Source organism: Thalassospira sp. MIT121401, assembly GCF_047125595.1.
GTDB classification, from domain to species: domain Bacteria; phylum Pseudomonadota; class Alphaproteobacteria; order Rhodospirillales; family Thalassospiraceae; genus Thalassospira; species Thalassospira povalilytica.
This window is the reverse complement of sequence record NZ_CP138926.1, coordinates 4,423,885-4,448,234: the sequence shown is the minus strand read 5'-3', so window position 1 is coordinate 4,448,234 and position 24,350 is coordinate 4,423,885. Positions and strand designations below refer to the sequence as shown.

At 55.4% G+C, this 24,350-nt stretch carries 20 protein-coding genes, 1 pseudogene and 1 riboswitch; of the genes and pseudogenes, 6 read left to right on the top strand and 15 right to left on the bottom strand.

The genetic code is table 11. The features are described from left to right. The first annotated feature begins 2 nt into the window (after positions 1-2). Positions 3-407 (top strand): ATP synthase F1 subunit epsilon, encoded by a 405-nt coding sequence (gene atpC, locus SIB88_RS20365; protein WP_068519900.1) that lies wholly within the window; start codon positions 3-5, stop codon positions 405-407. Positions 408-410: 3 nt separating this feature from the next. On the opposite strand, the gene SIB88_RS20360 is transcribed toward atpC, so the two are convergent. The 5 genes from SIB88_RS20360 to SIB88_RS20340 all read right to left on the bottom strand — a co-directional run bounded on the left by SIB88_RS20360 (position 411) and on the right by SIB88_RS20340 (position 7,566). Further along, entirely contained in the window at positions 411-617 is a 207-nt protein-coding gene (locus SIB88_RS20360) for a hypothetical protein (RefSeq protein WP_412558942.1), read from the bottom strand. Positions 618-765: 148 nt separating this feature from the next. After that, positions 766-3,390, bottom strand: coding sequence for an ABC transporter permease (locus SIB88_RS20355; RefSeq protein ID WP_412558941.1), 2,625 nt, complete (start codon positions 3,388-3,390; stop codon positions 766-768). A gap of 22 nt (positions 3,391-3,412) precedes the next feature. Continuing rightward, entirely contained in the window at positions 3,413-3,859 is a 447-nt protein-coding gene (locus SIB88_RS20350; protein ID WP_068520018.1) for a response regulator, read from the bottom strand. Between the two features lie 463 nt (positions 3,860-4,322). After that, the gene (ccmI, locus tag SIB88_RS20345) at positions 4,323-5,561 is read right to left on the bottom strand and encodes a c-type cytochrome biogenesis protein CcmI (RefSeq protein ID WP_412558940.1); all 1,239 of its coding nucleotides are present in this window, start codon (positions 5,559-5,561) and stop codon (positions 4,323-4,325) included. Between the two features lie 22 nt (positions 5,562-5,583). Then, positions 5,584-7,566, bottom strand: a complete 1,983-nt coding sequence (locus tag SIB88_RS20340; RefSeq protein WP_068519897.1) for a heme lyase CcmF/NrfE family subunit — start codon at positions 7,564-7,566, stop codon at positions 5,584-5,586. A gap of 235 nt (positions 7,567-7,801) precedes the next feature. Between SIB88_RS20340 and SIB88_RS20335 the strand changes: the two genes are divergently transcribed. Next, the gene (locus SIB88_RS20335; protein WP_228196060.1) at positions 7,802-8,782 is read left to right on the top strand and encodes a cation diffusion facilitator family transporter; all 981 of its coding nucleotides are present in this window, start codon (positions 7,802-7,804) and stop codon (positions 8,780-8,782) included. A gap of 82 nt (positions 8,783-8,864) precedes the next feature. Here the strand turns inward: SIB88_RS20335 and SIB88_RS20330 are convergent. The 8 genes and pseudogenes from SIB88_RS20330 to SIB88_RS20295 all read right to left on the bottom strand — a co-directional run. Then, positions 8,865-9,992, bottom strand: a pseudogene (locus tag SIB88_RS20330) (ribonucleotide-diphosphate reductase subunit beta); the annotation flags it as partial. 37 nt (positions 9,993-10,029) lie between these two features. Continuing rightward, positions 10,030-12,990: a ribonucleoside-diphosphate reductase subunit alpha gene (locus tag SIB88_RS20325; protein WP_412558939.1), complete on the bottom strand. Its 2,961-nt coding sequence runs from the start codon at positions 12,988-12,990 to the stop codon at positions 10,030-10,032. A 107-nt stretch (positions 12,991-13,097) separates the two neighbouring features. Beyond that, positions 13,098-13,323, bottom strand: a riboswitch (cobalamin riboswitch). Between the two features lie 181 nt (positions 13,324-13,504). After that, positions 13,505-14,266, bottom strand: coding sequence for a PhoH family protein (locus SIB88_RS20320; RefSeq protein ID WP_412558938.1), 762 nt, complete (start codon positions 14,264-14,266; stop codon positions 13,505-13,507). A gap of 338 nt (positions 14,267-14,604) precedes the next feature. Continuing rightward, positions 14,605-15,831 (bottom strand): organoarsenical effux MFS transporter ArsJ, encoded by a 1,227-nt coding sequence (arsJ, locus tag SIB88_RS20315; RefSeq protein ID WP_258548190.1) that lies wholly within the window; start codon positions 15,829-15,831, stop codon positions 14,605-14,607. A gap of 11 nt (positions 15,832-15,842) precedes the next feature. Then, positions 15,843-16,859: an ArsJ-associated glyceraldehyde-3-phosphate dehydrogenase gene (locus tag SIB88_RS20310; RefSeq protein ID WP_412558937.1), complete on the bottom strand. Its 1,017-nt coding sequence runs from the start codon at positions 16,857-16,859 to the stop codon at positions 15,843-15,845. A 22-nt stretch (positions 16,860-16,881) separates the two neighbouring features. Further along, entirely contained in the window at positions 16,882-17,919 is a 1,038-nt protein-coding gene (gene arsB, locus SIB88_RS20305; protein WP_412559388.1) for an ACR3 family arsenite efflux transporter, read from the bottom strand. A gap of 23 nt (positions 17,920-17,942) precedes the next feature. Then, a complete protein-coding gene (locus SIB88_RS20300; protein ID WP_412558936.1) occupies positions 17,943-18,455 on the bottom strand; it encodes an arsenate reductase ArsC in 513 nt (170 codons plus the stop codon). Positions 18,456-18,483: 28 nt separating this feature from the next. Further along, positions 18,484-18,822 (bottom strand): ArsR/SmtB family transcription factor, encoded by a 339-nt coding sequence (locus SIB88_RS20295; protein WP_412558935.1) that lies wholly within the window; start codon positions 18,820-18,822, stop codon positions 18,484-18,486. A 159-nt stretch (positions 18,823-18,981) separates the two neighbouring features. On the opposite strand from SIB88_RS20295, the gene SIB88_RS20290 reads away from it, so the two are divergent. From SIB88_RS20290 to SIB88_RS20275, 4 genes are all read left to right on the top strand, one after another. Further along, the gene (locus SIB88_RS20290) at positions 18,982-19,347 is read left to right on the top strand and encodes an ArsR/SmtB family transcription factor (protein ID WP_068519889.1); all 366 of its coding nucleotides are present in this window, start codon (positions 18,982-18,984) and stop codon (positions 19,345-19,347) included. A gap of 49 nt (positions 19,348-19,396) precedes the next feature. Further along, positions 19,397-20,434, top strand: a complete 1,038-nt coding sequence (locus tag SIB88_RS20285; RefSeq protein ID WP_412558934.1) for a permease — start codon at positions 19,397-19,399, stop codon at positions 20,432-20,434. Positions 20,435-20,537: 103 nt separating this feature from the next. Next, a complete protein-coding gene (locus SIB88_RS20280; RefSeq protein WP_068519888.1) occupies positions 20,538-22,133 on the top strand; it encodes a peptide chain release factor 3 in 1,596 nt (531 codons plus the stop codon). A gap of 35 nt (positions 22,134-22,168) precedes the next feature. Next, a complete protein-coding gene (locus SIB88_RS20275; protein ID WP_412558933.1) occupies positions 22,169-23,179 on the top strand; it encodes an acyltransferase family protein in 1,011 nt (336 codons plus the stop codon). A 12-nt stretch (positions 23,180-23,191) separates the two neighbouring features. On the opposite strand, the gene SIB88_RS20270 is transcribed toward SIB88_RS20275, so the two are convergent. Beyond that, positions 23,192-23,518 carry an AzlD family protein gene (locus SIB88_RS20270; protein WP_412558932.1) on the bottom strand — a complete coding sequence of 109 codons (327 nt, stop codon included), beginning with the start codon at positions 23,516-23,518 and terminating at the stop codon, positions 23,192-23,194. After that, positions 23,515-24,336: an AzlC family ABC transporter permease gene (locus SIB88_RS20265; protein ID WP_412558931.1), complete on the bottom strand. Its 822-nt coding sequence runs from the start codon at positions 24,334-24,336 to the stop codon at positions 23,515-23,517. Before SIB88_RS20265 ends, SIB88_RS20270 begins: the two co-directional genes overlap by 4 nt. Positions 24,337-24,350: the final 14 nt, after the last annotated feature.

Below are 24,350 nucleotides of genomic sequence, written 5' to 3'. Positions count from 1 at the left end.
TCATGACTGATACGACTGTACTGGAACTTGTTTCACCGTCTGCCCTGCTCAAATCAGAGCCGGTCGAGATGGTCGTTGTTCCGGGCACGGACGGGAATTTTGGTGTGCTGCCGAAGCATTCGCCGATGATCTCGACCATTCGTCCGGGTGTCATCGACATCTATGCAGGTGGTAAGGTTTCCGAACGTATCTTCGTCGCCGGTGGTGTCGCAGAGGTTAATCCCGAGCGTTGCACCATTCTGGCAGAAGAAGCGGTTCCGGTTGCCGATCTGAAAGCTGACGAAGCACAGGCACGTCTTGAGCAGGCAACTGCCGACCTCAAGGCAGCCAGCACTGCCCACGATAAGGCAAATGCCGAGCGCGCGCTCGAAATTGCCCGTGCACAGATTGCTGCCCTGACCAACTGATCGTCAGTTGAAATATTCCTGAAAAAGGCCGCCCTTGTGGGCGGCCTTTTTTGTTGGTGGTGTCTCGTTCTGATAGATGTCCATCACATGAAGGTGACACCATAATTCAGGATGCGCTGCGCATGGCTTTTGGATGGCTTCGCAGCGTCCCTGACCTTGTAATCGGGATATGTCCATACCGAATTTCGCAGCCTTGATGCGCAGATTCATGCCGCAGTCATGCGTGGCATGGACGGGGCCTGCTATCTGCTTTGCTGTGGGGCAAGTCTGGCCCGGTCTGGCTCGGTCCAAACTAGCCTAGCCCAGCCCAGCTCAGGTCAGCATGGGCAGAGAGCCCTGTTTGGTGTGCTCTCTGGTCCTATCCGCGACGCCAGCCCGACTGAGCCCGAAGGGATGCCTGTTGCAAAATCCATCCGCCACCAAACCCGATGATCCCGATCAGTGCCACGGCCCCTGCCGCAAGGGGCGCCATCATTACCGCGGTCTCCGCGACGTCGAATGATCCGATGCGCGATGCTGCCAGCACCGCGACACTTGTCCCGGCCACCGTGCCCAGAACCCCGCTTGCCGCAACCACAATGCCGGTTTCAAGTGCGCCTGTTCGAATGATTTGCCCCGGTCGAATACCAAGGGCACGCAGCATCGCAAGATTGGCCGCGCCATCCTGACGCAGGGCAATCAACCCGGTCACAATCACCAGCAAGGCCCCGACGGTTGCCAATACCGTCAATAGCAACAGAACGCCGTGCACCCGGTCAAACAGGGTGCCAAGGCGATCCATGACATCCGATACCCGGATCATCGGAACGGCGGGAAACTGATCGCCAAGGCGGCGGATCGCGGCGGCGGTATTTCGGGATGCGGATGACGGGACGAGGTCAATTGTCGTGATCACGCCATGGGCAAATGGCGGCTGCATCGGGGACAATACCATCGGAAAATCAAGGCCAAGGCGCGACCAGTCGATCTTGCGCAGATTGGCGATCTTTAGGTCATGCCGCTGACCCAGAATATTGACCGAAATGCTGTCGCCGAGCCCAAGACCAAGTGCATGGGCAATATCGGCATCAAGCGACACAAGGTTTGCATTGATGCTATCGCCCGGCCACCAATCACCAGCCACAAGTTCGGCCTTTTGCAATGTTGTGTTTGGGTGACGCGCCCAGGACAGACCCCGGTCACCACGGATAAACCAGTGATAGCGTCGTGGCACCTGATCAAGGACAACCGGCTTGCCGTTAATATGGGTTATCCGACCATGCACGAATGGCATTTGTTCGATCGCTTCCACCGATGGCACGGCAAGGGCGGCAGTCCGGAAAGTGGCCTGCTGATCGGGGGGCAGGTCAAAAAACACCAGATCGGGTGTTTCGGTTGGCAAGACGGATCTAAGGTGATGTCCCGCCAGTGCCCCGAACACAATGACCGCAAACAGGCATGTCACTGCCAGACCAAATGACGCGGCAACAGTAACTGTCGGGCTGGTCGGGCGGGCAATATTGCGCAGGGCCAGTTTCAAGGATGGCGATCCCGCGCATCGATGTGCGGCCAGCGCTGAAACCTTGCGTACCAAAAATCCGACGCCGATAAATCCCGACAGACACAGCACAAGCACCGCGATCAAAACACCGGAAAACCAACCGGGCCCGATCAGGCGCATTGCAAACCAGATAACAGCGATGGCCGATGCCAGGATTGCTACGCGGGTCAGCCACGCCCCGGAATGTTGCGTGCCTGACCCGTGCGGCGTTTTGTCGGTCTGATGGCGAAACAACAGGGCCGGCTTGACCGCGCATGCCGCGTGTATCGGCCCGATTGACAGCAAAGCCACAAAACACGCAACAAAGCCCGTAATATCAGTCCATTGATGGACTGACGGGTTAAGTGTAACACCAAGGTTGCTTGCAAATATCGGGGCGATCATACCGGCCAAAAGTTGGGTGATAAATGCCGATACAATCAATGCCACAACCGAAATTCCCCCGACCAACCCGGCGATGGTGATGCCAAGCTGCCCCGGTCTGACCCCGACGGCGCGCATCAGGGCAAACTGGTCCTGCCGCCCGTTCAAATCGGTTCGAATGGCGTTGGCAATCGCGCTCATTGAAATGGCAAAGATCGCAATGCCGATCAAACTGACAAAGGCTGTAGCGAACTCGCCGATCCGCTCGATACCCGGGATGCCATCAGCAGCATTCACAATGCGCCAGCCACTTTCGGGAAAACGGGCTTCGATATCGGCGATCACCTGACTGTTGGGGCGGGGATCAGCTTGGCTGCGTTTCAGTCGGCTATACCAGTAAACCTGTTTGTCTGAAGATAGCAGGGCGTTCTTTCGATATTCATCAAGCGATACGATAACGCGCGGCCCCAGTGAAAACAGCCTGAACTGTCGTTCCGGTTCGGCCAGCAACCCTGCGCGAATACGGTATTGCTGATCGCCGAGATGAATGACATCGCCGATCGAAAGTCCGCTTTGATCAAGAAAATCCTGATCAACGATTGCCCCGGGCAGGTTTTTGTTGCCACCGGCATGATCATCATCATCGTTTGCCAGAATGGCGCTGACCGGGCCGGGCCGCGAAAGCTTCATATCCCCGAAAAGCGGATATGTCCGGTCAACGGCCTTGAGTTCCGATAAAATTCCGGGTTGATCGGGTACGGGGTGGATCATGACGCGTTGTTCGGCACTGACACCCACAATGCCGAAAGTTTCAAGAAACCCCAACTCCGCATCTGTTGGCGGTCGGTGAAACAGCCGCAACGAGATATCGCCACCGATTGTTTGTTCGGCCGACTGGCGCAGCGCATCGCGTACTGAATGGGTCATGCTGACCGTCAGTGACAGGGTGGTGATTGCAAACACCAAGGTCGCAAACAGTGCCCATATGCCAGCAGTCGGTCTGCGAAGCTGACAATGGACAAAGCGACCGATGGCTTTGCATGCGGCGTAACGCGAAGAAGATGATGGCAGGCGGGACATGCGCGTCTCGCTGGCAGGTGGGTTACGGCGTCGGGGTTAAAGCCAGCCCCAGCCAGAAGGATTCGATCATTTTCATCAGATCGATGAATTCTGTCACATCGACCGGTTTGCGCAAATAACAGTTTGCCCCGGCAGCATAACAAAGATCAACATCGTGGTCCGCACCCGACGTGGTCAGGACAATGACGGGGATTGATGCCGAATTGGGATCATTGCGGATATCGCGCAGCATTTCGCGACCGTCCTTGCGCGGCATATTGAGATCAAGAAGAATCAGGCGCGGGCGCGGCGCATTCCGATAGGGGCCGTCTTGCTGTAGGAACTGCAACGCTGTGGTGGCATCCTTGACGTGATGCAGCTCCACCGGGCGTTTGAATTCCCGAAGAGCTTCGCGCACAAGACGTGCGTCACCCGGATTATCTTCAATCAGCAACAGATTGTTCGTTATGCCATTTGCGTGAGCCGACATTGCACCCATTATCCAATCGGGTGGGTAGTTATCCTATACCCCGTCCCTGTTTCCCGCTCTGCGAATCTCTTGAATTATAAAAAGAAAAGAGAACAATGGTTCCCCAACCACCGACCGCACCCCATATCCTAGAATAGCAATTTGCTAAATTAGCTACCCTTAAGACTGGTTCTCATACTTTGACACGAAAATCAAATCAATAAGGCCTTGTTAAGGTAGAAATCATTATTCTTACGTATGAAATATAATATCTCATAAGTGGTGGTGGAAGGGGAGAAGGGATATTTTTATCACCGCCGTATCTGCCGGATTTCCGGGCGGATCATGATGGGTGAAAACGGGCGGTATCGCCCGGCTGGCAACGTGTCGGGGAATGGTTGCCAGGTTCATCAACTGCAAACAGTTTTACAGCGCCATTCCGCGAATTGCCAGCCCAGATCATCGGGGGCTGCTTGGTCGGGATCTAGTTTGCTGTGATCCCGATCTCTTTTGCCAATGCATCAAACCGGGCGACCAGATCGGGCTGATCGGCAAATACATCCGATGCCTTCTGATAGGCGGCCTGTGCCTTGTCCTGTTTCCCCAGCACCATATAGGCCTGCATCAGCCGTGCCCAGCCTTCCGGATCGTCCGGATTGCCGTCAAGACGATCGGCCAGTCCATCGACCATCGAATTGATCATGTCCTGACGTTCTTCGGGTGTCATTTGCTGGGCGGCGGCGACATCGTCCTGGCTTGGACCATTGGATGGCGCGGCCTTTGCGACATCAAGTCGCCCTTCGATATCAATTCCCTGGGCAAGGGCGGCATCCTTGATCCGGGCAACCACCATCGGTAACCAGGCCGCATCAGCCGGGGCACTGTTGGCAAGCGCGATCCAGCGATCAACAGCCGCGGCAATATTGCCATCCTGTGCATCGGTAAGGCCCAGATAATACTGGATGCGCGGGTCGCCGCTTTGGGTTGTCGCGGCTTCTTTAAGGACACCGCGTGCGGTCGCATTGATCTGGCCATTGTCGCCACGGATCAGGCTTTCGGCATACATGGCAAGATAATCGCCATCGCGATCAGACAGTTTGACGGCCTCAAGAAACGCAGTCTGTGCCTCGACCGGGCGGCCAAGCGCCATCAGGCTGGCGCCAAGCAGTTCCCACCCCTTAAGGTTTTCCGGATCGGCAATCAGCTTTTGCGAAAGATCACTGACCGCACGGTTGAGTGCGGCAAGCCGGTCGCTATTGATTGATTCTGCCTGTTGGATGGCATTGATTTCATCAGCCCGGCTGGCAATCGGCCGGTCGGGCATATCGGGGCTGCCAAGATCAAGATAAAGCCCGAACCCGCCAATCAGAAACAGCACAATCGCAAGGGCGGAATATATCCGAAGTGACGGCTTGCCGATGCCGGATGTCGCACCACTTTCCCGGGCCTTGATGCGCTGATCCGCATTCAGGATACGGCGTTGTACTTCGATACGTGCCGCATTGGCCTGTTCGGTGCTGAGGACACCGCGTTCGATATCGCGCTCGATCTCGGCCAGCTGGTCGCGATAAACCGCAAGATCATGGTTCAGTTCACTGTTGCCGTTTTGATCGTCGTCATCAGACGCAGCATCGGCACCCGTTTCACGCTGACGCAGGACCGGCCAAAGGACAAAGCCCGCAACAAGCAGCGTAATGGCGGCAAGAACAATCCAGATGGTCATGAAGGTTTCCTAGCCCTGACGCTTATTCTGCGGGAACGGCTTTGGCCGCTGCCTTGTGGGAACGGGTCGGCGCACCAATCCGGTAACGTCTGTCCGAAAGCGACATCAGCCCGCCAAACACCATGATCAGGCCACCGGCCCACATCCACGGGATCATCGGTTTGACATAGAACCGCGTGATCCACTTGCCGCTTTCATCCTGATCGCCGATCACGGCATAGATATCGCCGGTAAAGCTTGATTGAATCCCGGCCTCTGTGGTGGGCATGCCCTCGACCGTATAGACACGTTTTTCAGGCGTCAAAATGACCGTGCGTTCACCCGGTGTGGCAATGGTGATGGTTGCTTCACGGGCGACAAAGTTCGGCCCCTGATATTCCCGGATCGCGCTGAGCGTAAAGGTATGATCGGCAATATGTGCGCTTTCCCCGACCGCAAGCGACTGCACGGCTTCTTCGGTCCAGGCTTGTGATCCGGTAATCCCGGCAACCACGATTGCCACCCCGGCATGGGCCAGCATGGTGCCATGGGCCGAACGCGGAAGGTTCTTCATCCGGCGCAGACTGGTGGCGAACGGTTCGCGCAAAAGCTTGATCCGCCCGGCCCATTCAAGGATCGATCCGACAAATAGCCAGGTCGCCAGTCCAAGCCCGAACAGGGCAAAGGCCGGCCCGCCGGCAAGCCACAAGGTGACCAGAACGACCACAACCGTTGCCGCCAGCGCGATCTTGAGCTTGTTGAATACGCCCAAAAGGTCGGCACGTTTCCAAGGCATCAGCGGACCCAGCGCCATGGCAATGATGACCGGGGTCATGATCGGCACAAAGGTCGCGTTGAAGAACGGCGCACCTACCGAAATCTTTTCCCCGGTCACGGTTTCAAGCAACAGCGGATAAAGCGTGCCCAGTAACACCATGGCCGCCGCAATCGAAAGCAGCACATTGTTAAACACAAGTGCGCCTTCGCGCGAAATCGGCTGGAACAGTCCGCCACCCCGAAGGTTGGGCGCACGCCATGCATAAAGGCCAAGCGACCCGCCAACCGTAATAAACAGCAAGAACAGAATAAACACGCCACGCGTCGGATCGGTGGCAAAGGCATGAACCGATGTCAGCGCCCCGGAACGCACCAGAAACGTCCCAAGCAACGAGAACGAAAACGCCAGGATCGCCAAAAAGATCGTCCAGCTTTTCAGCGCATCACGCTTTTCGACCACAATCGCCGAATGCAACAGCGCCGTACCGGCAAGCCAGGGCATGAAGGATGCGTTTTCCACCGGATCCCAGAACCACCAGCCGCCCCAGCCAAGCTCGTAATAGGCCCACCAGGAACCAAGCCCGATACCGGCGGTCAGAAACACCCATGCCGCAAGCGTCCATGGACGGACCCAGCGCGCCCATGCCGGATCAACCCGCCCTTCAATCAGGGCGGCGACTGCAAAGGCAAAGGCAACGGAAAACCCGACATAGCCCAGATACAGGAAGGGCGGATGGATGGCGATGCCAGGGTCTTGCAGCAACGGGTTCATGCCCTCACCATCAAGCGGCGGGTTGATCACGCGCTCAAACGGGTTTGAGGTCAGAACGATAAACAGAATGAAGCCAACACCAATCAGCCCCATCACGCCCAGCACGCGGGCCAGAAGCGTTGGCGGAAGATTGCGCCCGAATGCGGCAACCGCACCACCAAACAGGGTCAGGATCATCACCCAAAGCAGCATCGATCCTTCGTGGTTTGCCCACACACCGGTGATCTTGTAGATCATCGGTTTGGAGGTATGGCTGTTTGACAGAACATTGAGAACAGAGAAGTCAGACGCCACATATGCATAGGTCAGCGCCAGAAAACTGGCGGCGACCAGTGCAAAACAGGTGATCGCCAGTCGCGGCGCCACCATCAAAAGAACCGGGTCTCTGCGCGATGCGGCCAAAAACGGCAAGGTCGACTGGGCGAGTGCCACAACAAGTGACAATATCAGTGCGTAATGTCCGATCTCTACAATCATTAGGTTCTCTCTTGTGCGCCCGATTGCGAGATATAATCCCTTAAAACAGGCTTGGAAACCTTGCGGAATATCAAATATGCGCTATTTGCTGCACAACGCTGGGCGAAAATATGGCAATAGTCATTACATATTATGCTCAAACAGGCTATAAAACCGCTGTCAGGTGGCAGATTGGGCGGCCAGAGGTCAACAACGTATGAGTCAATGTCCCGTCATTGACATAGCGCAGAAAGAAATGTGGGCACGTCGTGCAACGACGGCCTCCATTGTCATTGCTGCGACCCTGATCATCATCAAGGCTGTTGGCTGGTTCCTGACGGACTCGGTTAGTCTGCTGTCCTCCATGATTGATAGTATGCTTGATGTCGGCACGTCTGTGATCAACTTCATGGCGGTCCGTTCGGCATGGCGCCCGGCCGATCATGATCACCGTTTCGGCCATGGCAAGGCAGAACCCCTTGCCGGGCTGTTTCAGTCGGCCTTCATGATCGGGGCGGCTGTTCTGGTCCTGGCCGAGGCCGCATCAAGGCTCAATGAACCCAAACAGATTTCCTTTGCCTATGAAGGCATCTGGATCATGGCTGTGTCACTTGTCATGACAGTCGGTCTGGTACTGTTGCAGCGCAAGGCAGTGCGAATGTCGGGCTCGGTGGCGGTTGATGCCGATTCCATGCATTACAGCAGCGACATTCTGGCCAATCTTGCCGTGATCATTGCCCTGTTTGCCGGGGTATCCGGATTTGCCTGGGCCGATCCGGCAATCGGCGCACTGGTGGCAAGCTTCCTGCTGTTTTCCGCGATCAAGGTCGGACGCAATTCGGTCAAGGTCCTGATGGATGCGGAACTGCCCGATTCCGACAGCCAGCGCATTATTGAACTGACCATGAAAAACGCATCGGTGATCGGCATTCACCGCCTGCGCACGCGGTCATCGGGCGTGCATCGCTTTGCCGAGATCGAACTGATCATGGATGGCGGGATGTTGATGCGCGAAGCCCACACCATCTGCCATCAGGTAATGGACAGCATCCGCTCCGAATATCCCGATCTTGATATCACCATCCATCCCGAACCGCCCGAAGACATCCATCTCGATGAATATAGCGGCTATACCGAAGACCCGGAATTCTGGCACACCGGTCGCGCCAAACGCGCCGGCCAACACGACATCCCGGTTTCCAACGCCGGAAGCGAAGTCGCCGCCATGGGGCGCTAACCGCCAAAAGACTAGGCTTGAATGAAAACGGCTGGAAACATGTTCCCAGCCGTTTTGTTTATGATGATGTTGGGTGTGGCAATCAGTCCCAGCTAAGCGCGCCGCCGTTCTGATATTCGATCACCCGGGTTTCAAAGAAGTTCTTTTCCTTTTTCAGATCCATGGCTTCTGACATCCAGGGGAACGGGTTTTCGACCTCGTTAAATACGGGGGCAAGGCCAAGCTGACCACAACGGCGGTTGGCGATGAAGTGCATATATTGCTCACAGAGCTCGGCATTCAGGCCAAGGAAGCCATTGGGCATGGTGTCGCGTCCATAGGCCGCTTCAAGTTCGGCAGCGTCACGCAACATCGCACGAATTTCTTCCTGAAATTCCGCTGTCCAAAGATGCGGGTTTTCAGCCTTGATCTGGTTGATAACATCAATCCCGAAATTGAGATGGATGCTCTCGTCACGCAGGATGTACTGATATTGTTCGGCGATACCGACCATCTTGTTGCGCCGGCCAAGTGACAGGATTTGCGCAAATCCGGTGTAAAACCACATGCCTTCAAACACGACATAGAACGCCACAAGATCGCGCAGGAAATCCTGATCGCGTTCGGGCGTGCCGGTGGCAAAATTCGGATCATCAAGGTGCTTGGTATAATTTAACGCCCATGCCGCCTTGTCAGTGATTGACGGCACTTCGCGGTACATGTTGAAAAGCTCACCCTCATCCAGACCAAGGCTTTCGACAATATACTGAAACGTATGGGTATGAACGGCTTCCTCGAAGGCCTGTCGTAAAAGATACTGGCGGCATTCCGGGTTGGTCAGGTGGCGATAAATTGCCAGAACGATGTTGTTGGCAACAAGGCTTTCGGATGCGGCAAAGAAGCCAAGATTGCGTTTCAGCATCCGACGTTCATCATCGGTCAGACCATCGCGCGATTTCCAAAGCGCGATGTCGGCCTGCATGGAAACCTCGGTCGGCATCCAGTGATTGTTGCAACCCGCAAGGTACTTGTCCCAGGCCCAGCCGTATTTGAGCGGCAGAAGCTGGTTCACATCGGCCCGCGAATTGATCATCGCCTTGTCACTGACCGTGACACGACCGCCGGAACGGTCAATCTCGCCAAGTCCGGTGGCATCTGTGGTTCCGTCCCCGGCATCAGATGATGCCGGGTTGCTGGTGACATTGTTTGTCGCAGCGGGAGTGTCGTTTTCAACCCAATCTAGCATGGTTCTCGTTCCCGTTTTCTTGTTACTGGCAGGCTTCACAATCCGGATCGTCAAGAGAGCAGGCCTTGCCCCAGACGTCCCCACTGGTGATCGCATCGGATGCGGCGCCCGCATCAATGACGGCGGATGGACGATTGCTGACTGCGGGCGCTGTTGCTGGCGCTGGCGCGGTGACAGGCGAAGGCAACGGGGCAGGGTTTGCGGCTTGCGGGGCATTCACCACCGCATTCAGCCGACCATCGGTGCCCTTAAGTGTCGATTTCTCGACATGGGTCGCGGCACTTGATCGCAGGTAATAGGTGGTTTTGAGTCCGCGCAACCACGCCAGACGATAAAGATCATCAAGCTTTTTGCCAGACGGATTGGCGATATAAAGGTTCAGGGACTGCGCCTGATCAAGCCACTTCTGACGACGTGATGCCGCCTCGATCAACCAGGATGAATCAAGTTCAAATGCGGTTGCATAAAGCGCCTTGAGGTCATCGGGAATGCGGTCAATCTGGCCGATGCTGCCATCATAATATTTCAGGTCGGATATCATCACCTCGTCCCAAAGACCGCGTTCTTTCAGATCACGGACAAGGGCGGCATTGACCACCGTGAAATCGCCAGACATGTTCGATTTCACAAATAGGTTGCGATAGGCGGGCTCAATTGATTGGCTGACGCCACAAATGTTGGAAATCGTTGCGGTCGGGGCAACCGCCATGGTGTTGGAATTGCGCATACCCGTCGATTTGACACGTTCGCGCAGGCCATCCCAATCAAGACATTGGGTCCGGTCCACATTGAATTCCGAACGAACGTCGGCAAGCAGTTCAAGGGAGTCGATTGGCAGGATGCCCTTTGACCAAAGCGATCCGTCGAAGCTTTCATAGCGGCCACGTTCGGCGGCAAGGTCAACCGATGCCGAAATGGCGTGGAAGGCAATGGCTTCCATGCTCTCATCGGCAAAATCGATTGCCTGTTCCGATGCATAGGCGATTTTGAGTTTCTGCAACGCATCCTGGAAGCCCATCAGGCCAAGGCCAACCGGGCGATGACGCATGTTGGAATAGCGTGCTTCGGGGATGGTGTAGAAGTTGATATCAATGACGTTATCAAGCATCCGCATCGCGGTTTTCACCGTTTGTGCCAGCTTGTCGTGATCAAGGCCGTCTTCGGTGACATGGGCCAGAAGATTGATCGAACCAAGGTTACAAACCGCGACCTCGTCTGCCGATGTATTGAGTGTAATTTCCGTGCACAGGTTTGATGAATGCACCACGCCACGATGTTGTTGCGGGGAGCGGATATTGCACGGGTCCTTGAAGGTGATCCATGGATGACCGGTTTCAAACAGCATGGTCAACATGCGCCGCCAAAGATCCACCGCGCGCACGGTTTTGAAATTCGTGATCTGGCCGCTATTGGCCTTGGCTTCATATGCCTTATACGCGGTCTTGAATTTCGCACCATAAAGATCATGCAAGTCCGGCGTGTCATCGGGCGAAAACAGGGTCCATGGCGCATCTGCCATCACTCGTTCCATGAACAGGTCCGGTACCCAGTTGGCCGTGTTCATGTCATGCGTCCTGCGGCGGTCGTCGCCCGTGTTCTTGCGCAGATCAAGGAACTCTTCGATATCGATGTGCCAGGTTTCAAGATAGGCACAAACAGCCCCCTTGCGCTTGCCACCCTGATTAACCGCAATGGCGGTGTCATTGGCGACTTTCAGAAACGGAACCACGCCCTGGCTTTGGCCATTTGTACCCTTGATATGGGCGCCAAGACCACGCACCGGGGTCCAGTCATTGCCAAGACCGCCGGAATATTTCGCCAAAAGCGCGTTGTCCTTGACCGATTTGAAGATGCCATCAAGGTCATCGGGCACGGTGGTCAGGAAGCAGGATGACAGTTGCGGGCGGCATGTCCCGGCATTGAACAGGGTCGGGGTCGATGCCATGAAGACAAAGGTCGAAAGCTGATCATAAAATTCGATTGCCTTGGCTTCGCGGTCGATCTCACGGATGGCAAGACCCATGGCAACCCGCATGAAAAAGGCCTGTGGCAGTTCAAACCGCGACCCTTTGACATGCAGGAAGTAACGGTCATAAAGCGTCTGAAGTCCCAGATACTGGAAGTTCAGATCGCGTTCCGGTTTGATCGCAGCGGCAATCTTTTTCAGGTCAAACTTTAACAATTCCGGATCAATCAGGCCGGACTTGATGCCTGCCTTGATCGCGGCGGGGAAATAGGTCGCGTATCGTGCGCCCATCTCGGCCTGGGTGGCTTGTTCGGGCTGGTCGAAGACGAAGCTCAGGGCTTCTGTCCGAAGCTTGTCAAGTAACAGGCGTGCGCTGACAAAGGCGTAATTCGGTTCGCGCTCTACCAGTGTTCGGGCTGCCATGATCGGGGCAAGTGCCAATTCCCCGGTGGTGACACCGTCATAAAGGTTCTTTCTGGTTTCTTCCATGATCGGTGCTGTGCTGACGCCATCAAGGTCGCCACAGGCCTCGGCAATCACGGTCGCCAACCGGTCAATATCAAGCAACCTTTTGCTGCCGTCGGGCAGGGTGACATGAAGTTCGGGCTGCCCGGCCTTTTTGCTTTTCTTGCGTGCATCAAGCTTGGCGCGTTCGCGCGCACGGTCTTCACGATACAGGACATAGGCGCGCGCAACCTTGTGATGTTCGCTGCGCATCAGGGCCAGCTCGACCTGATCCTGTATATCTTCGATCTGAAGGGTATGGCCCGGCGCGGCCCGCTTTAACAAGGTCGTGGTAACCTGATCGGCCAATCCATCGACAATGTCATGTACCCGATGTGATCCCGACGCGGTTTCACCCTCTGCGGCAAGAAATGCCTTGGTCAGGGCTGTTTTGATTTTGGTTGCATCAAAGGCCGTGACCGATCCGTTACGACGGATCACCTGATAGATGGTGTATGAATTTGATGAAGGATCGGAAACGGCTGGCCGTTCCAACTCGACTGTTTCTGACATCGTAAGCCCCAATCATATGGGGGCAAAGGCCAAACGGAGGTATGCAGGGATGATTGGCGGTCTGCCAGTCAGATCACAAGCACTCCACCGGGACACCCCGCCCGTGAATGTTTACGTTCGCTCACGGCAGGTCTCCTGGCTTGCGGATCGATGCTTCATCCGGCCTTCCCGAAATGCCAAGCATTTCAGTGACCATGGTTGGATTAATGCTAGCCGCTTACAGTTGCGGGGGCAGCTTCGGCATTGTCGTGCATATGCAAAACGCACCGAATTCCCTCTTAGCCTTCAAACCGATATGGTTCGGTAAGAAGGACCGTGATGTCTATATATTGGGTTCGGATTGAAAATTTCGTCAATATATATGTTTTCTTGACAGGTTTTACCGATCCCGGTGATCGGGCGCGAAGCCAAGAATTATCAGTCTATATAAGCAGATCCAAAAAAGTGACGGGCCCTTTCGGGGCCCGTCCTTTTTTCTTCTTTGGTTTGCTGTGTCGGAACTTGATGACCGAAATCAGAGAACCGTAAGCATGCTTGCAACCAGCGGATGGCGAACAATGTCCTTGTCGCGCAGCTGGACACAGGCGACATCTTCGACATTTTCAAGTCGCTCGGACATTTCCGAAAGACCCGACATTTCCGGCAGTAGGTCGGTCTGATCCGGGTCGCCGGTCAGGATCATGGTGGAATTCCAGCCCAGACGGGTCACCAGCATCTTGAGCTGCCCGTATGTGCAGTTCTGGGCTTCGTCGATGACGACGAAGGCATTGTTCAGGGTACGGCCACGCATATAGCCGATCGGGGCAATCTCAATCGTGCCGTCCGAAAGGTATGTGCGCAGGCGCTTGGTGCCAAGACGATCATTAAGCGCGTCATAAAGCGGGCGAAGATAAGGTGCCATCTTGGCTTCGACATCGCCGGGCAGGAAGCCGATATTTTCGCCGGCTTCAACAGCCGGGCGGGCCAGAACGATACGACCAATATCACCCTTATCAAGGGCTTCGACTGCCTTGGAAACGGCGATATAGGTTTTACCGGTGCCTGCCGGGCCAAGGGCAAGGACCAGGTTGAAGGCATCAATGGCTTCCATCAATGCGGCTTGGTTTTCACTTTTCGGGCGGATGTTGCGGCGGTAGCTTTGATCGCGTTGTCCTTTCTGTTCTGCGACTTCCCCCTGAAGCGGGTGCCAGTCAGCGTTCTTTTCATCAAACAGTTCATGGACATTGTTGTCGGACTGTTGCGGACGGTTACGACGGCGTGCTGCGCGCTTACCCATGACGATCACCTCATCAAATGTGCCAAAAAAGCAAAACGCGCCATTCCGTCATGGAAAGGCGCGCATTCAATTTTCATCTTGCGATGGAAGTGGCGGTAGGAGTTTCCGCCGGTCACAACATGTTGCATGTGCGATCCGGGGGGCGAAAATTCTCGTTGTAAGACGCTTTTTCGCGGCACTCGGGAACCCCTCCTGCGGTCCAGTGATTGACCGTTAATTGGAATCGTACCCCTATATGCAGTGTCTTGTCACGGTTTTTTGCACGATGAAATTTTCGTGAATCCGGATTGTGAGTCTTTTCAGTCATTTATCCCGCATCTGCGAAAGAACTTTTTTGTTCAACTCTGCGGTGTGATGGCGCTTCTTGCCGGAAGGGCGGCACTGATGATCCAGCTGATGGTCAAAAACGCGATCGACGTCACAAGACATCCGACCAGCCCGCCATAGGAATAGGCAACGCCCGACAGAATGGTCCCGCAAAGCCTCCCGATGGCATTGGACATGTAATAAAACCCGACATTCATCGCGACCTTGTCGCCGTCGGCATAGGCAAGGATCAAATAGGAATGCAGTGACGAGTTCACGGCAAAGACAATCCCGAACACCAAAAGCCCGCCCAGAACTGCAAGTTGCGGCGCAATCCCCTGTGTGACGGCCGCGGCAATGGCAGTGGTCACCGCGATCAAGGCTGCGATCCAGAACCGGGCGGTGCGGCCATCGGGTTCGTGTGATCCGGCGCGCAGCATTTTGGGCGCGAAGGCCTGAATGAAGCCGTATCCGATCACCCAAAGCGCCATATAGGTGCCTACCTCGATATGGTTCCAGCCCAGTTCGGCTGCCAAAAACACCGGCAGTCCGACCACAAACCAGATATCACGCGACCCGAACAGGAAAAGCCGGGCTGCCGACAAGACATTGATCTTGCGGTCACGCGAAAACACGTCCCGGAATTTGGGTTTGATCTTTTCTGACGGTCCGGACATGGCATTGCCCAGTGACAGTGCAACCGCGATCAGCGTGATGGCAAGACCGACAGCCATGGCAAGCAATGCCCCGGAAAATCCAAGCCAGGACAAAAGCGCACCGCCCATGAAAAAGCCGACCCCTTTAAGGGCGTTTTTCGAGCCGGTCAAAAGGGCAACCCATTTGAAAAGCGCGCCCCCGGCATCTGCGGGCACCAGAACCTTGATTGCCGATTTGCTCGACATCTTGGTCAGGTCCTTGGCCACACCCGATGCGGCCTGAAGTCCCATGACATAGATAACCGAAATGGCCGGTGCCCAATCGGCCTGTGTTTGCGAAAGTGCGGCAAGCGATGCGATCTGAAGGATCAATCCGCTATAAAGGGTAAAGCGCAGCCCGCGTGTTTGTGCCAGCCATCCGCCAACCAGATTGGTTACAATCCCCGCCACTTCATAGAGGATGAACAGAAGGGCAATTTCAAATGCCGAATAGCCAAGGGCATGGAAATGCAACAGCACCAGCATCCGCAACGCCCCGTCAGTCAGGGTGAAGCCCCAATAGGCCCCGGTCACAAGTGCATAATTGCGAATGGCAGATGACATGATCGGCATTCCTAAAGCGATTGCGCGACTTTGGCAGCCAGATCCGCCATACGACAGACATAGCCCCATTCATTGTCATACCAGGCCAGTATTTTGACCTGTCGCTTGTCGATCACCATGGTCGATCCGGCATCAATGATCGAAGACCGGCTGTCATTAAGGTAATCGACACTGACCAGCGGGCGGTCTTCATAGCCCAGAATACCGGCAAGATAGGTTTCCGATGCCTCGCGCATCAGGCGATTGACCGTTTCAACATCGGTATCGCGCGCCACTTCAAACACGCAATCGGTCAGCGATGCGTTCAGAAGCGGCACACGCACGGCGATCCCGTTCAATTTGCCTGCCAATTCCGGATAAATCATCGTGATCGCGGTGGCGGAGCCGGTGCTGGTCGGGATCAATGATTGCAGACACGACCGCGCCCGGCGCAGGTCATTATGCGGAAGATCGACAATCGTCTGGGTGTTGGTCACATCATGGATGGTGGTGATCGAACCATGCTTGATGCCAAGTTGTTCGTGCATGACCTTGACCACCGGGGCCAGACAATTGGTGGTGCAGCTTGCCGCTGTCAAAAGATGATGTGTCGCCGGATCGTAAAGATCATCATTGACCCCATAGACGATATTAAGCGCACCTTCCTTGACTGGGGCTGCGACGATGACCTTTTTCACACCCTGATCAAAATAGGGCTGAAGCGTTTCGGGCGTTTTGAATTTGCCGGTGCATTCCAGAACGATGTCGCACCCCATGCCGATCCAGTCGGTGTCGGCCGGTGTGGCGTTTTCGGAAAACGAAATCTTGTGGGTCTGATCAATCACCACCTGGTCATTGATGCAATCAACCCGGTTGGACCAGCGGCCGTGAACCGAATCAAATTCCAGAAGATGGGCCGCGGTTTTGGCCCCGCCCCGGATTTCATTGATATGAACAAATTCAAGGTTCGGGTGGCCCCAGCCCGCCCGTAAAACCAGCCGCCCCATGCGGCCGAAACCGTTGATGCCGATGCGTATTTTCTTGCTCATCTCGATAACCTGAATGCGTTGATTACTTGTTTTGCGGGGCGGTGTTTGATGCGAACCAGCCACGTGACCGGTTGGCAATGGCAACCAGCGACAACATCACCGGGACTTCGACCAGAACGCCGACCACGGTCGCCAATGCCGCCCCCGATGAAAAGCCGAACAGGCCAATGGCGGTGGCGACCGCCAGTTCAAAGAAGTTTGATGCACCGATCATTGCCGAGGGTGCGGCAATCCTGTGCTCCACCCCCAGAAACTTGTTGGCGACATAGGCGATGGCAGCAATGAAATAGGTCTGCAAAATGATCGGCACGGCCAGAAGCGCGATGATGATCGGCTGGGCAATGATCTGTTGCCCCTGAAAGGCAAACAGCAAGACCAGTGTTGTCAGCAGCGCAATCATCGAAACCGGTTTGAGCCGGGCATCAAATGCATTGAAATGATCCATGCCGCCCTTCATTACCCGGCTTCGGATCACCTGACCGGCCATCACCGGGATGACGATAAAGGCGACGACTGAAATGGTCAGGGTTTCCCATGGAATGCTAATCGCCGAAATACCAAGCAACAGCGCAACAATCGGGGCAAAGGCGAAAATCATGATGGTGTCGTTAAGGGCCACCTGCGTCAGGGTGAAATTGGCATCCCCCTTGGTCAGGTGCGACCAGACAAACACCATCGCCGTGCACGGTGCTGCCCCCAAAAGGATCAGGCCCGCGATATAGCTTTCAATCTGGGCCTCGGGCAAAAGCGGGCGAAACAGAAACCCGATAAACAGCCAGCCAAGTGCTGCCATGGTGAACGGTTTGATCAGCCAGTTCACGCCAAGCGTCACGCCAATGCCGCGCCATTGCCGACCGACTTCGTGCAAGGCGCCAAAATCGACCTTCATCAGCATCGGCACGATCATCAACCAGATCAGAACCGTCACCGGCAAATTGATCTCATAGGCCGTCAGATTGCCGATCGCCTGAAACAGGGCCGGAAACAGTTCGCCAAGCACAATGCCGGCCACGATGCTGACCGCAACCCAAACCGTAAGGTAGCGTTCAAACAATCCCATGGCGACGGTGTCCTTTTTCTGTGTCATGCATCCTCGCGGTCTGAAATATGGCCGATCCTGTCGATTTCCTTTTGCAGCGACAGGCGATCAAGTGACGCAAAAGGCAGGCTTGTGAAAATCGAAATCCGGTTGCGCAACATCCGATAGGTATCGGCAAAGGCCAGCCGTTTCTCGGCTTCGCTACCCTCAATCCCGGCCGGGTCGGGCACACCCCAATGGGCGGTCATCGGGGATCCGGGGAAGATCGGGCAATCTTCATTGGCGGTGGCGTCGCAAACGGTGAAAACGAAATCAAATTTGATTTCGTCCTGCTCGGAATAAACTTCCATCCCCTTTGAGGAAAAGCTGCTGATATCGTGCCCAAGGCTGCTCAGAAGCTCCTGCGCATAGGGGTGAATTTCGCCCCGTGGATAGGACCCCGCGCTAAAGCCAAAGAAATGATCGTGACCTTCCTTTTTCAGGATGGCTTCGGCCAGGATGCTGCGCGCCGAATTGGCCCGGCACAGAAAAAGCACGTTATAGGTTCCACCAGACATGTGTTTGTCCCCTGAAAGGCAGATTGAATTAACAGCATTCTGTCTTTGGTGCCGTCACCGGTGCCAGCCCGCAAAGCTCCGGGCGCCCCTGACAGCAATCATCGGTCAGAAATCCCAGCAATGCCCGCATGGCGACGGGCACAATGCGATAAATCATTGATCGGCCATCACGCGTGGCGGTGATCAGTCCCGCATTGCTCAATGTTGCCAGATGCGATGACATTGTGTTGTGCGGGATGCCGATCTGGCGTGCCAGTTCCCCGGCGGCCATGCCGGTTTCACCGGTCGCGGCCAGCAAGCGAAAAGCAGCCAGTCTGTGTTCCTGTGCCAATGCGGCCAGGGCGGTAATTGCGTTATTTGTGTCCATATGTCTGGAATTATCGACATATTGATCAATTGGCAAGTGACAATTGCGTGTCATGATGCTGGTTTAGGCCAAAGATCGATTTTTATGTTTTAGTATCAATGCCTTATTCTCAGCGCAAAAATATGTTTAAATAACTAGAAATATAGTTATGATTGCGACATGAAAGAAAAAGACATTGCACCTGCCTTTGCGGCACTGGGTCATGAAGCCCGATTGAAAATCTATCGCCAACTGGTCAAGGCCGGACGCGATGGGTTGAATATCGGTGATATTGGCCGTTTGCTTGGATTGCCGGCATCGACCCTGGCGCATCATCTTGGCACGCTGGTTCAGGCCGGTCTTGTCACCCAGGAAAAACAGGGCCGTGAAACCCGCAACCGGGCGGATTTTGATGTGATGCAGAATATCGTCGGCTTCATTGCCGATGAATGTTGCAGCGGTGTTGATCTTTCACCCCTGTCATCAGGCGGTTCCACTACCGAAACCGATGCCACAAGTAACAAGGATTCCAAGGCCCTTGCATAAGCGGGTCTTTTGTTTGGGAAAATATAACTAATTTTCTAGGGATATGGATATGACTGCCCTGACAATCCAACTCCGCTGCATCGGCGTTTCAGTCCGTCATTTTGACCGCGTTCTGTTGGCGGGATTGGCGATTTTGCTGGCGGTCTATCTGTTCGATCCTGCGCAACTGGTGCCAAGCATTGAATTCACCCTTGATGCCTTTATCGGAACCGCGCCCTATTTGTTGCTGTCGATCGCGATTGCCGCCTATGCCACGGCAAGCGGGGCGGATAACCTGATCTCGCGGGCCTTTGCCGGGCATCCGGTGCGCATGGTCTTTACCGCTGCCGCATTCGGGGCCTTGTCACCGTTCTGTTCCTGCGGGGTTATTCCGCTGATTGCGGCCCTGCTGGCCATGGGGGTTCCGCTTGCCCCGGTTATGGCATTCTGGCTGGCATCGCCGGTGATTGATCCGGCAATGTTTGTTTTGACAGCAGGCACCTTGGGAACCGATTTTGCGGTGATCAAAATGATTGCTGCCATCGCGCTTGGTCTGATGGGTGGCTTTGTCACGATGTGGCTGGTGGGGCGTGGGTTCCTCACTGATCCGCTGCGAGACGGGGTTGGCAATGGCGGATGCGGCGGGGCCAAGGTGCGCGCGCCCAAGGATGTCGTCTGGAAATTCTGGCAGGATGGCGACCGGGTGACCAGGTTCCGCAAATCGGCGCTTTCAAACATGATCTTCCTTGGCAAATGGATGGCTTTTGCCTTTTTGCTCGAAAGCATGATGGTGTCCTATGTCCCGGCCGAAAGTGTCAGCGGCCTGCTTGGCGGGGATGGCGTTGGTCCGATTGCCATTGCCACCCTTGTTGGTGTTCCGGCCTATTTGAACGGTTATGCCGCCCTTCCGGTGATGCAGGGCCTGATTGCCCAGGGCATGCAACCGGGGGCGGCGATGGCGTTTCTGGTCGCGGGCGGCGTGTCATCAATTCCGGCGGCGATTGCGGTGTTTGCCTTGGTGAAAAAGCCTGTCTTTGTCCTGTATCTGGCCTATGCGCTGGTCGGATCGTTCGCAATCGGGGTGATTTCGCAGATTTGGCTGGGCTGATTGCAGCCCTACATGCCCGATATGACGATTTCACGGTGGCATTGAGCGTAAAAATCGCTACATTGCGCGCCAAGAAATTCATATCGGATTAAAGTTGATAACCATGTCGATGATTGACCAGCAGGTATCGCGTCGCCGTACCTTCGCCATCATTGCCCACCCGGATGCGGGTAAAACGACCCTGACCGAAAAGCTGCTGCTGTTCGGGGGTGCCATTCAGATGGCGGGTGCGGTGAAGGCAAAAAAGGAACAGCGCGGCGCACGTTCGGACTTCATGAAGATCGAACAGGACCGCGGCATTTCCGTGTCTTCGGCTGTGATGACCTTCGAGTTTGAAAAGAACATCTTCAACCTGCTTGATACGCCGGGCCACGAAGACTTTTCCGAAGATACCTATCGCGTGCTGACCGCAGTTGATTCCGCCGTCATGGTGATTGACGGTGCCAAGGGCATCGAGGCCCAGACCCGCAAACTGTTTGAAGTCTGCCGTCTGCGTGACGTGCCGATCACCACATTCGTCAACAAGCTTGACCGTGAATCCCGTGATCCGTTCGAACTGATCGATCAGATCGAACAGGACCTGGCCCTTGATGTATCACCGGTAACATGGCCGATCGGGTCGGGCCGTGATTTCCATGGCTGTTACGATGTGGTCAATGATCAGCTTCTGTTCATGGAAAAAGGCGGCAATGTCGTCAAGGAAGCCATCCCGATCAAAGGCCTTGATGATCCCAAGCTTGATGAACTGATCCCGGATTATCTTCTGGAGAAGCTGCGCGAAGAAGTCGAAATGGTGCGCGAAATCTGCCCGCCATTTGATTTGCAAAGCTATCGCGAAGGGCATCTGACCCCGGTCTTCTTCGGGTCGGCAGTCAATAACTTTGGCGTGCGTGAATTGTTGCGCGGTATTGGCGATATCGCCCCGACACCGCGCCCGCAAGAAGCCGCAACCCGTCTGGTCGAAGCAGTCGAACCCAAGGTCGCTGGCTTTGTGTTCAAGGTTCAGGCAAATATTGACCCGAACCACCGTGACCGTATTGCATTCATCCGTCTGTGTTCGGGCCATTTCAAACGCGGCATGAAGCTTAAACATGTCCGTGCAGGCAAACAGATGGCGGTGCATAACCCGATGCTGTTCTTTGCCAATGAACGTGACATTGCCGAAGAAGCATGGCCGGGCGACATTATCGGCATTCCGAACCACGGCACGCTTCGTATTGGGGATACCCTGACCGAGGGCGAAGACCTTCGCTTCCGTGGTGTTCCGGCCTTTGCCCCGGAATTGCTGCAGAAAGTCCGTCTTGATGACCCGCTTAAGGGCAAGCACCTTCAGCGTGCCCTTGAACAGCTTGCCGAAGAAGGCGCATCCCAGGTCTTTAAACCGATGATGGGGGCGGACTGGATCGTTGGTGTGGTCGGGCAGCTTCAGTTCGAAGTTCTCAAGGAACGCATCGCGGCTGAATATGGCATCAAGGTCCATTTCGAACAGACCCCGGCCTATGCGGCGCGCTGGGTCATGGGCGATGACCCGCTTGAGATCAAGAAGTTCCGCGATTCAAACCAGTCGGCACTGTTTGAAGACCATGACGACACACTGGTCTTTATCGCGCGTAACGCCTGGCACCTTGAAACCACGCAACGCGACTGGCCGAACCTCAAGTTCGAGTCCACCCGCGAACAAAACATGGTTGCTGCCTAGGCATGAACATGCCGGCACAGACACAGCAAAGCAGGATGGCGGCAATCGATGGATTGCGCGCCATCGCTGTTTTGATGGTGGTTGCATTCCATTACCTTGGCCGCTGGCCCAACGATTACACCGGGCTTTCATTTGCGCCGATGTTTGAATTTGGCTGGCTTGGTGTTGATCTTTTCTTTGTCATCAGTGGCTATTGCATTGCCATGACGGCGGAACGGACGGGATCACTTGCAACATTCTGGGGGCGGCGTTTCGGACGGATTTATCCGGCCTATGCTGCGGGCGTGGTTCTGACCTTTGCGCTGGTCAGCTATTTTGGCCTGCCGGGCAAAGAAGTGACGATTGTTCAGGCGCTGGGAAACCTTCTTTTCCTCAATGCCGCCATCATGCCACCAGTCGATGGCGTGTATTGGAGCCTGATCGTCGAGCTTAAATTCTACTTTATCTATGGCTTCCTGCTGAGCATCAGCCGCCGCCCGTCGATTATTCTGGGCGGAATGGTTGGCTTGTTTGTGATCGGGCTTGGATTGCGGTTGGTCGGGATTGATCATTTCGACCGGATCATTCGACCGGAACATATCATCCTGTTCCTGATCGGTGCGGCTCTGTTTTTCGCTCATACCCGGGATTTAGACGCGCAGCAGCGTCCTTATTACCTGCTTGCTATTCTGGCGTATCTCGCAAGTTTTACGACCGGGGCCTATGACGCAGTGGTGCCCTATGCTGCTGTGACTCTTTTGGTTGGTGTTGTTGTGATCGCCACGCGGCGCTTGCCGATACTGAGTATTTTTTGGCCGGTCGGCCTGATTTCTTATAGTTGGTATCTGCTGCATCAGAATATCGGCCTGGTGATCATTCGTGCCGCGACCGATGCCAGGTTTGGCGATGCGCTGGCCGTGGCCTGTGCTGTGGCCGGAACGCTTGCTTTGTCGGTGGGGCTGTATTTCGCCTTTGAAAATCGAACCATCCGCAAGGCGGCCAACCAGTTGTTTGAAAAGATATTCTCTATCCTCAAACTCAACCGGTTGGCCAAACAGCCTGCGTAACGGATGGGGTAGCTAGCCGAAGAGATATCGGCCAATACCCACCAGAACCATCCCCACGGCCATTGCCGCAAACAGGTTACGTGCAAACGCCATGGTAACGACTGTTGCTGCCGCACCGGCAATGCCGATGGCCCCGGCTGAAAGCGCACTGGGCACCCAGACCGAAATCAGAACCGCACCGGGAAGGCGTTCAAGCACATGCGCCCAGCGGCCGTGTTGCGGCAACCGATCGGCCATCAAAAGCCCGCCCAGACGCATGCCATATGTTACAGCCGCCATGCCAAGGATGGTCAAAACGGCTTCAAGGCTGAAAGTCGTCAGATCAGGGAACTGGGTCATTTGCCGGCCTCCGGGCTGAGGGTCGCTGTTTTGCCGGTGTTGACGGTGCCTTCGGGGGCGCCATAGGCATCGCGGCCTTCCACGGCAAATTCGGCCTCAAGACTGTCATCATCCATATCCGGGCGCCATGTCAGGGCAGCGGTGACAACACCGGCCCCTGCACCGGCCAGGATCGACCAGGTGCCGGGCAGGGTATAATGCCCGATGATCGATCCGATCGCGGCGGCCACCCATGGCAAAAGGTCAACCTTGCCCTTCCACATGCCAATGGTCAGGGCGGCAAAAACCGCGGTAAAGGCGAAATCAAGCGCATAGACTTCCGGGTCGGGAATGCCCCCGCCCAGCAGGTAACCGGCAATATTGCCCGTGGCCCAGACCACACCAAGAAAGATCCCGCCACCCAGCAGAAAGCCCGGATTGGCAAGGTTTGGCTGGGTCATGGTCACCGCCCAGTTTTCATCGGCCACCATATGCATGCCGCAAATCTTGACCCAAAGCGGACGGCCGCGAAATACCGGACGAAGCGACGCACCGATCAGGATATAGCGCATATTGATCACCGCTGTTGCGATGATGATGGTGGCGGCCGGAATGGTTTCGCGCCACAGATCAACCGACACGAATTGGGCCGATCCGGCAAAGACCGTCAGGCTCATGAATAAAAGTTCGCCCAGCGACAAGCCGCGCTGGGACGCAAGAACGCCAAGCACCGCGCCAAAGATAATGGTGCTTGGCAAAAGTGGCAGGCACGCAATCGCGCCGCGTCTGATGGTATCAGGGTCGAAATGCCCGATTTGGGCAGGTCCGGGGCGTGACATTTCCGACATTTCCT

Bases quoted from the DNA above. Each gene is read 5' to 3' on its own strand.
- atpC (WP_068519900.1), top strand. From the start codon at position 3: ATGACTGATACGACTGTACTGGAACTTGTTTCACCGTCTGCCCTGCTC.
- SIB88_RS20360 (WP_412558942.1), bottom strand. From the start codon at position 617: ATGAATCTGCGCATCAAGGCTGCGAAATTCGGTATGGACATATCCCGA.
- SIB88_RS20355 (WP_412558941.1), bottom strand. From the start codon at position 3,390: ATGTCCCGCCTGCCATCATCTTCTTCGCGTTACGCCGCATGCAAAGCC.
- SIB88_RS20350 (WP_068520018.1), bottom strand. From the start codon at position 3,859: ATGTCGGCTCACGCAAATGGCATAACGAACAATCTGTTGCTGATTGAA.
- ccmI (WP_412558940.1), bottom strand. From the start codon at position 5,561: ATGACCATCTGGATTGTTCTTGCCGCCATTACGCTGCTTGTTGCGGGC.
- SIB88_RS20340 (WP_068519897.1), bottom strand. From the start codon at position 7,566: ATGATTGTAGAGATCGGACATTACGCACTGATATTGTCACTTGTTGTG.
- SIB88_RS20335 (WP_228196060.1), top strand. From the start codon at position 7,802: ATGTGGGCACGTCGTGCAACGACGGCCTCCATTGTCATTGCTGCGACC.
- SIB88_RS20325 (WP_412558939.1), bottom strand. From the start codon at position 12,990: ATGTCAGAAACAGTCGAGTTGGAACGGCCAGCCGTTTCCGATCCTTCA.
- SIB88_RS20320 (WP_412558938.1), bottom strand. From the start codon at position 14,266: ATGGGTAAGCGCGCAGCACGCCGTCGTAACCGTCCGCAACAGTCCGAC.
- arsJ (WP_258548190.1), bottom strand. From the start codon at position 15,831: ATGTCATCTGCCATTCGCAATTATGCACTTGTGACCGGGGCCTATTGG.
- SIB88_RS20310 (WP_412558937.1), bottom strand. From the start codon at position 16,859: ATGAGCAAGAAAATACGCATCGGCATCAACGGTTTCGGCCGCATGGGG.
- arsB (WP_412559388.1), bottom strand. From the start codon at position 17,919: ATGGGATTGTTTGAACGCTACCTTACGGTTTGGGTTGCGGTCAGCATC.
- SIB88_RS20300 (WP_412558936.1), bottom strand. From the start codon at position 18,455: ATGTCTGGTGGAACCTATAACGTGCTTTTTCTGTGCCGGGCCAATTCG.
- SIB88_RS20295 (WP_412558935.1), bottom strand. From the start codon at position 18,822: ATGGACACAAATAACGCAATTACCGCCCTGGCCGCATTGGCACAGGAA.
- SIB88_RS20290 (WP_068519889.1), top strand. From the start codon at position 18,982: ATGAAAGAAAAAGACATTGCACCTGCCTTTGCGGCACTGGGTCATGAA.
- SIB88_RS20285 (WP_412558934.1), top strand. From the start codon at position 19,397: ATGACTGCCCTGACAATCCAACTCCGCTGCATCGGCGTTTCAGTCCGT.
- SIB88_RS20280 (WP_068519888.1), top strand. From the start codon at position 20,538: ATGTCGATGATTGACCAGCAGGTATCGCGTCGCCGTACCTTCGCCATC.
- SIB88_RS20275 (WP_412558933.1), top strand. From the start codon at position 22,169: ATGGCGGCAATCGATGGATTGCGCGCCATCGCTGTTTTGATGGTGGTT.
- SIB88_RS20270 (WP_412558932.1), bottom strand. From the start codon at position 23,518: ATGACCCAGTTCCCTGATCTGACGACTTTCAGCCTTGAAGCCGTTTTG.
- SIB88_RS20265 (WP_412558931.1), bottom strand. From the start codon at position 24,336: ATGTCACGCCCCGGACCTGCCCAAATCGGGCATTTCGACCCTGATACC.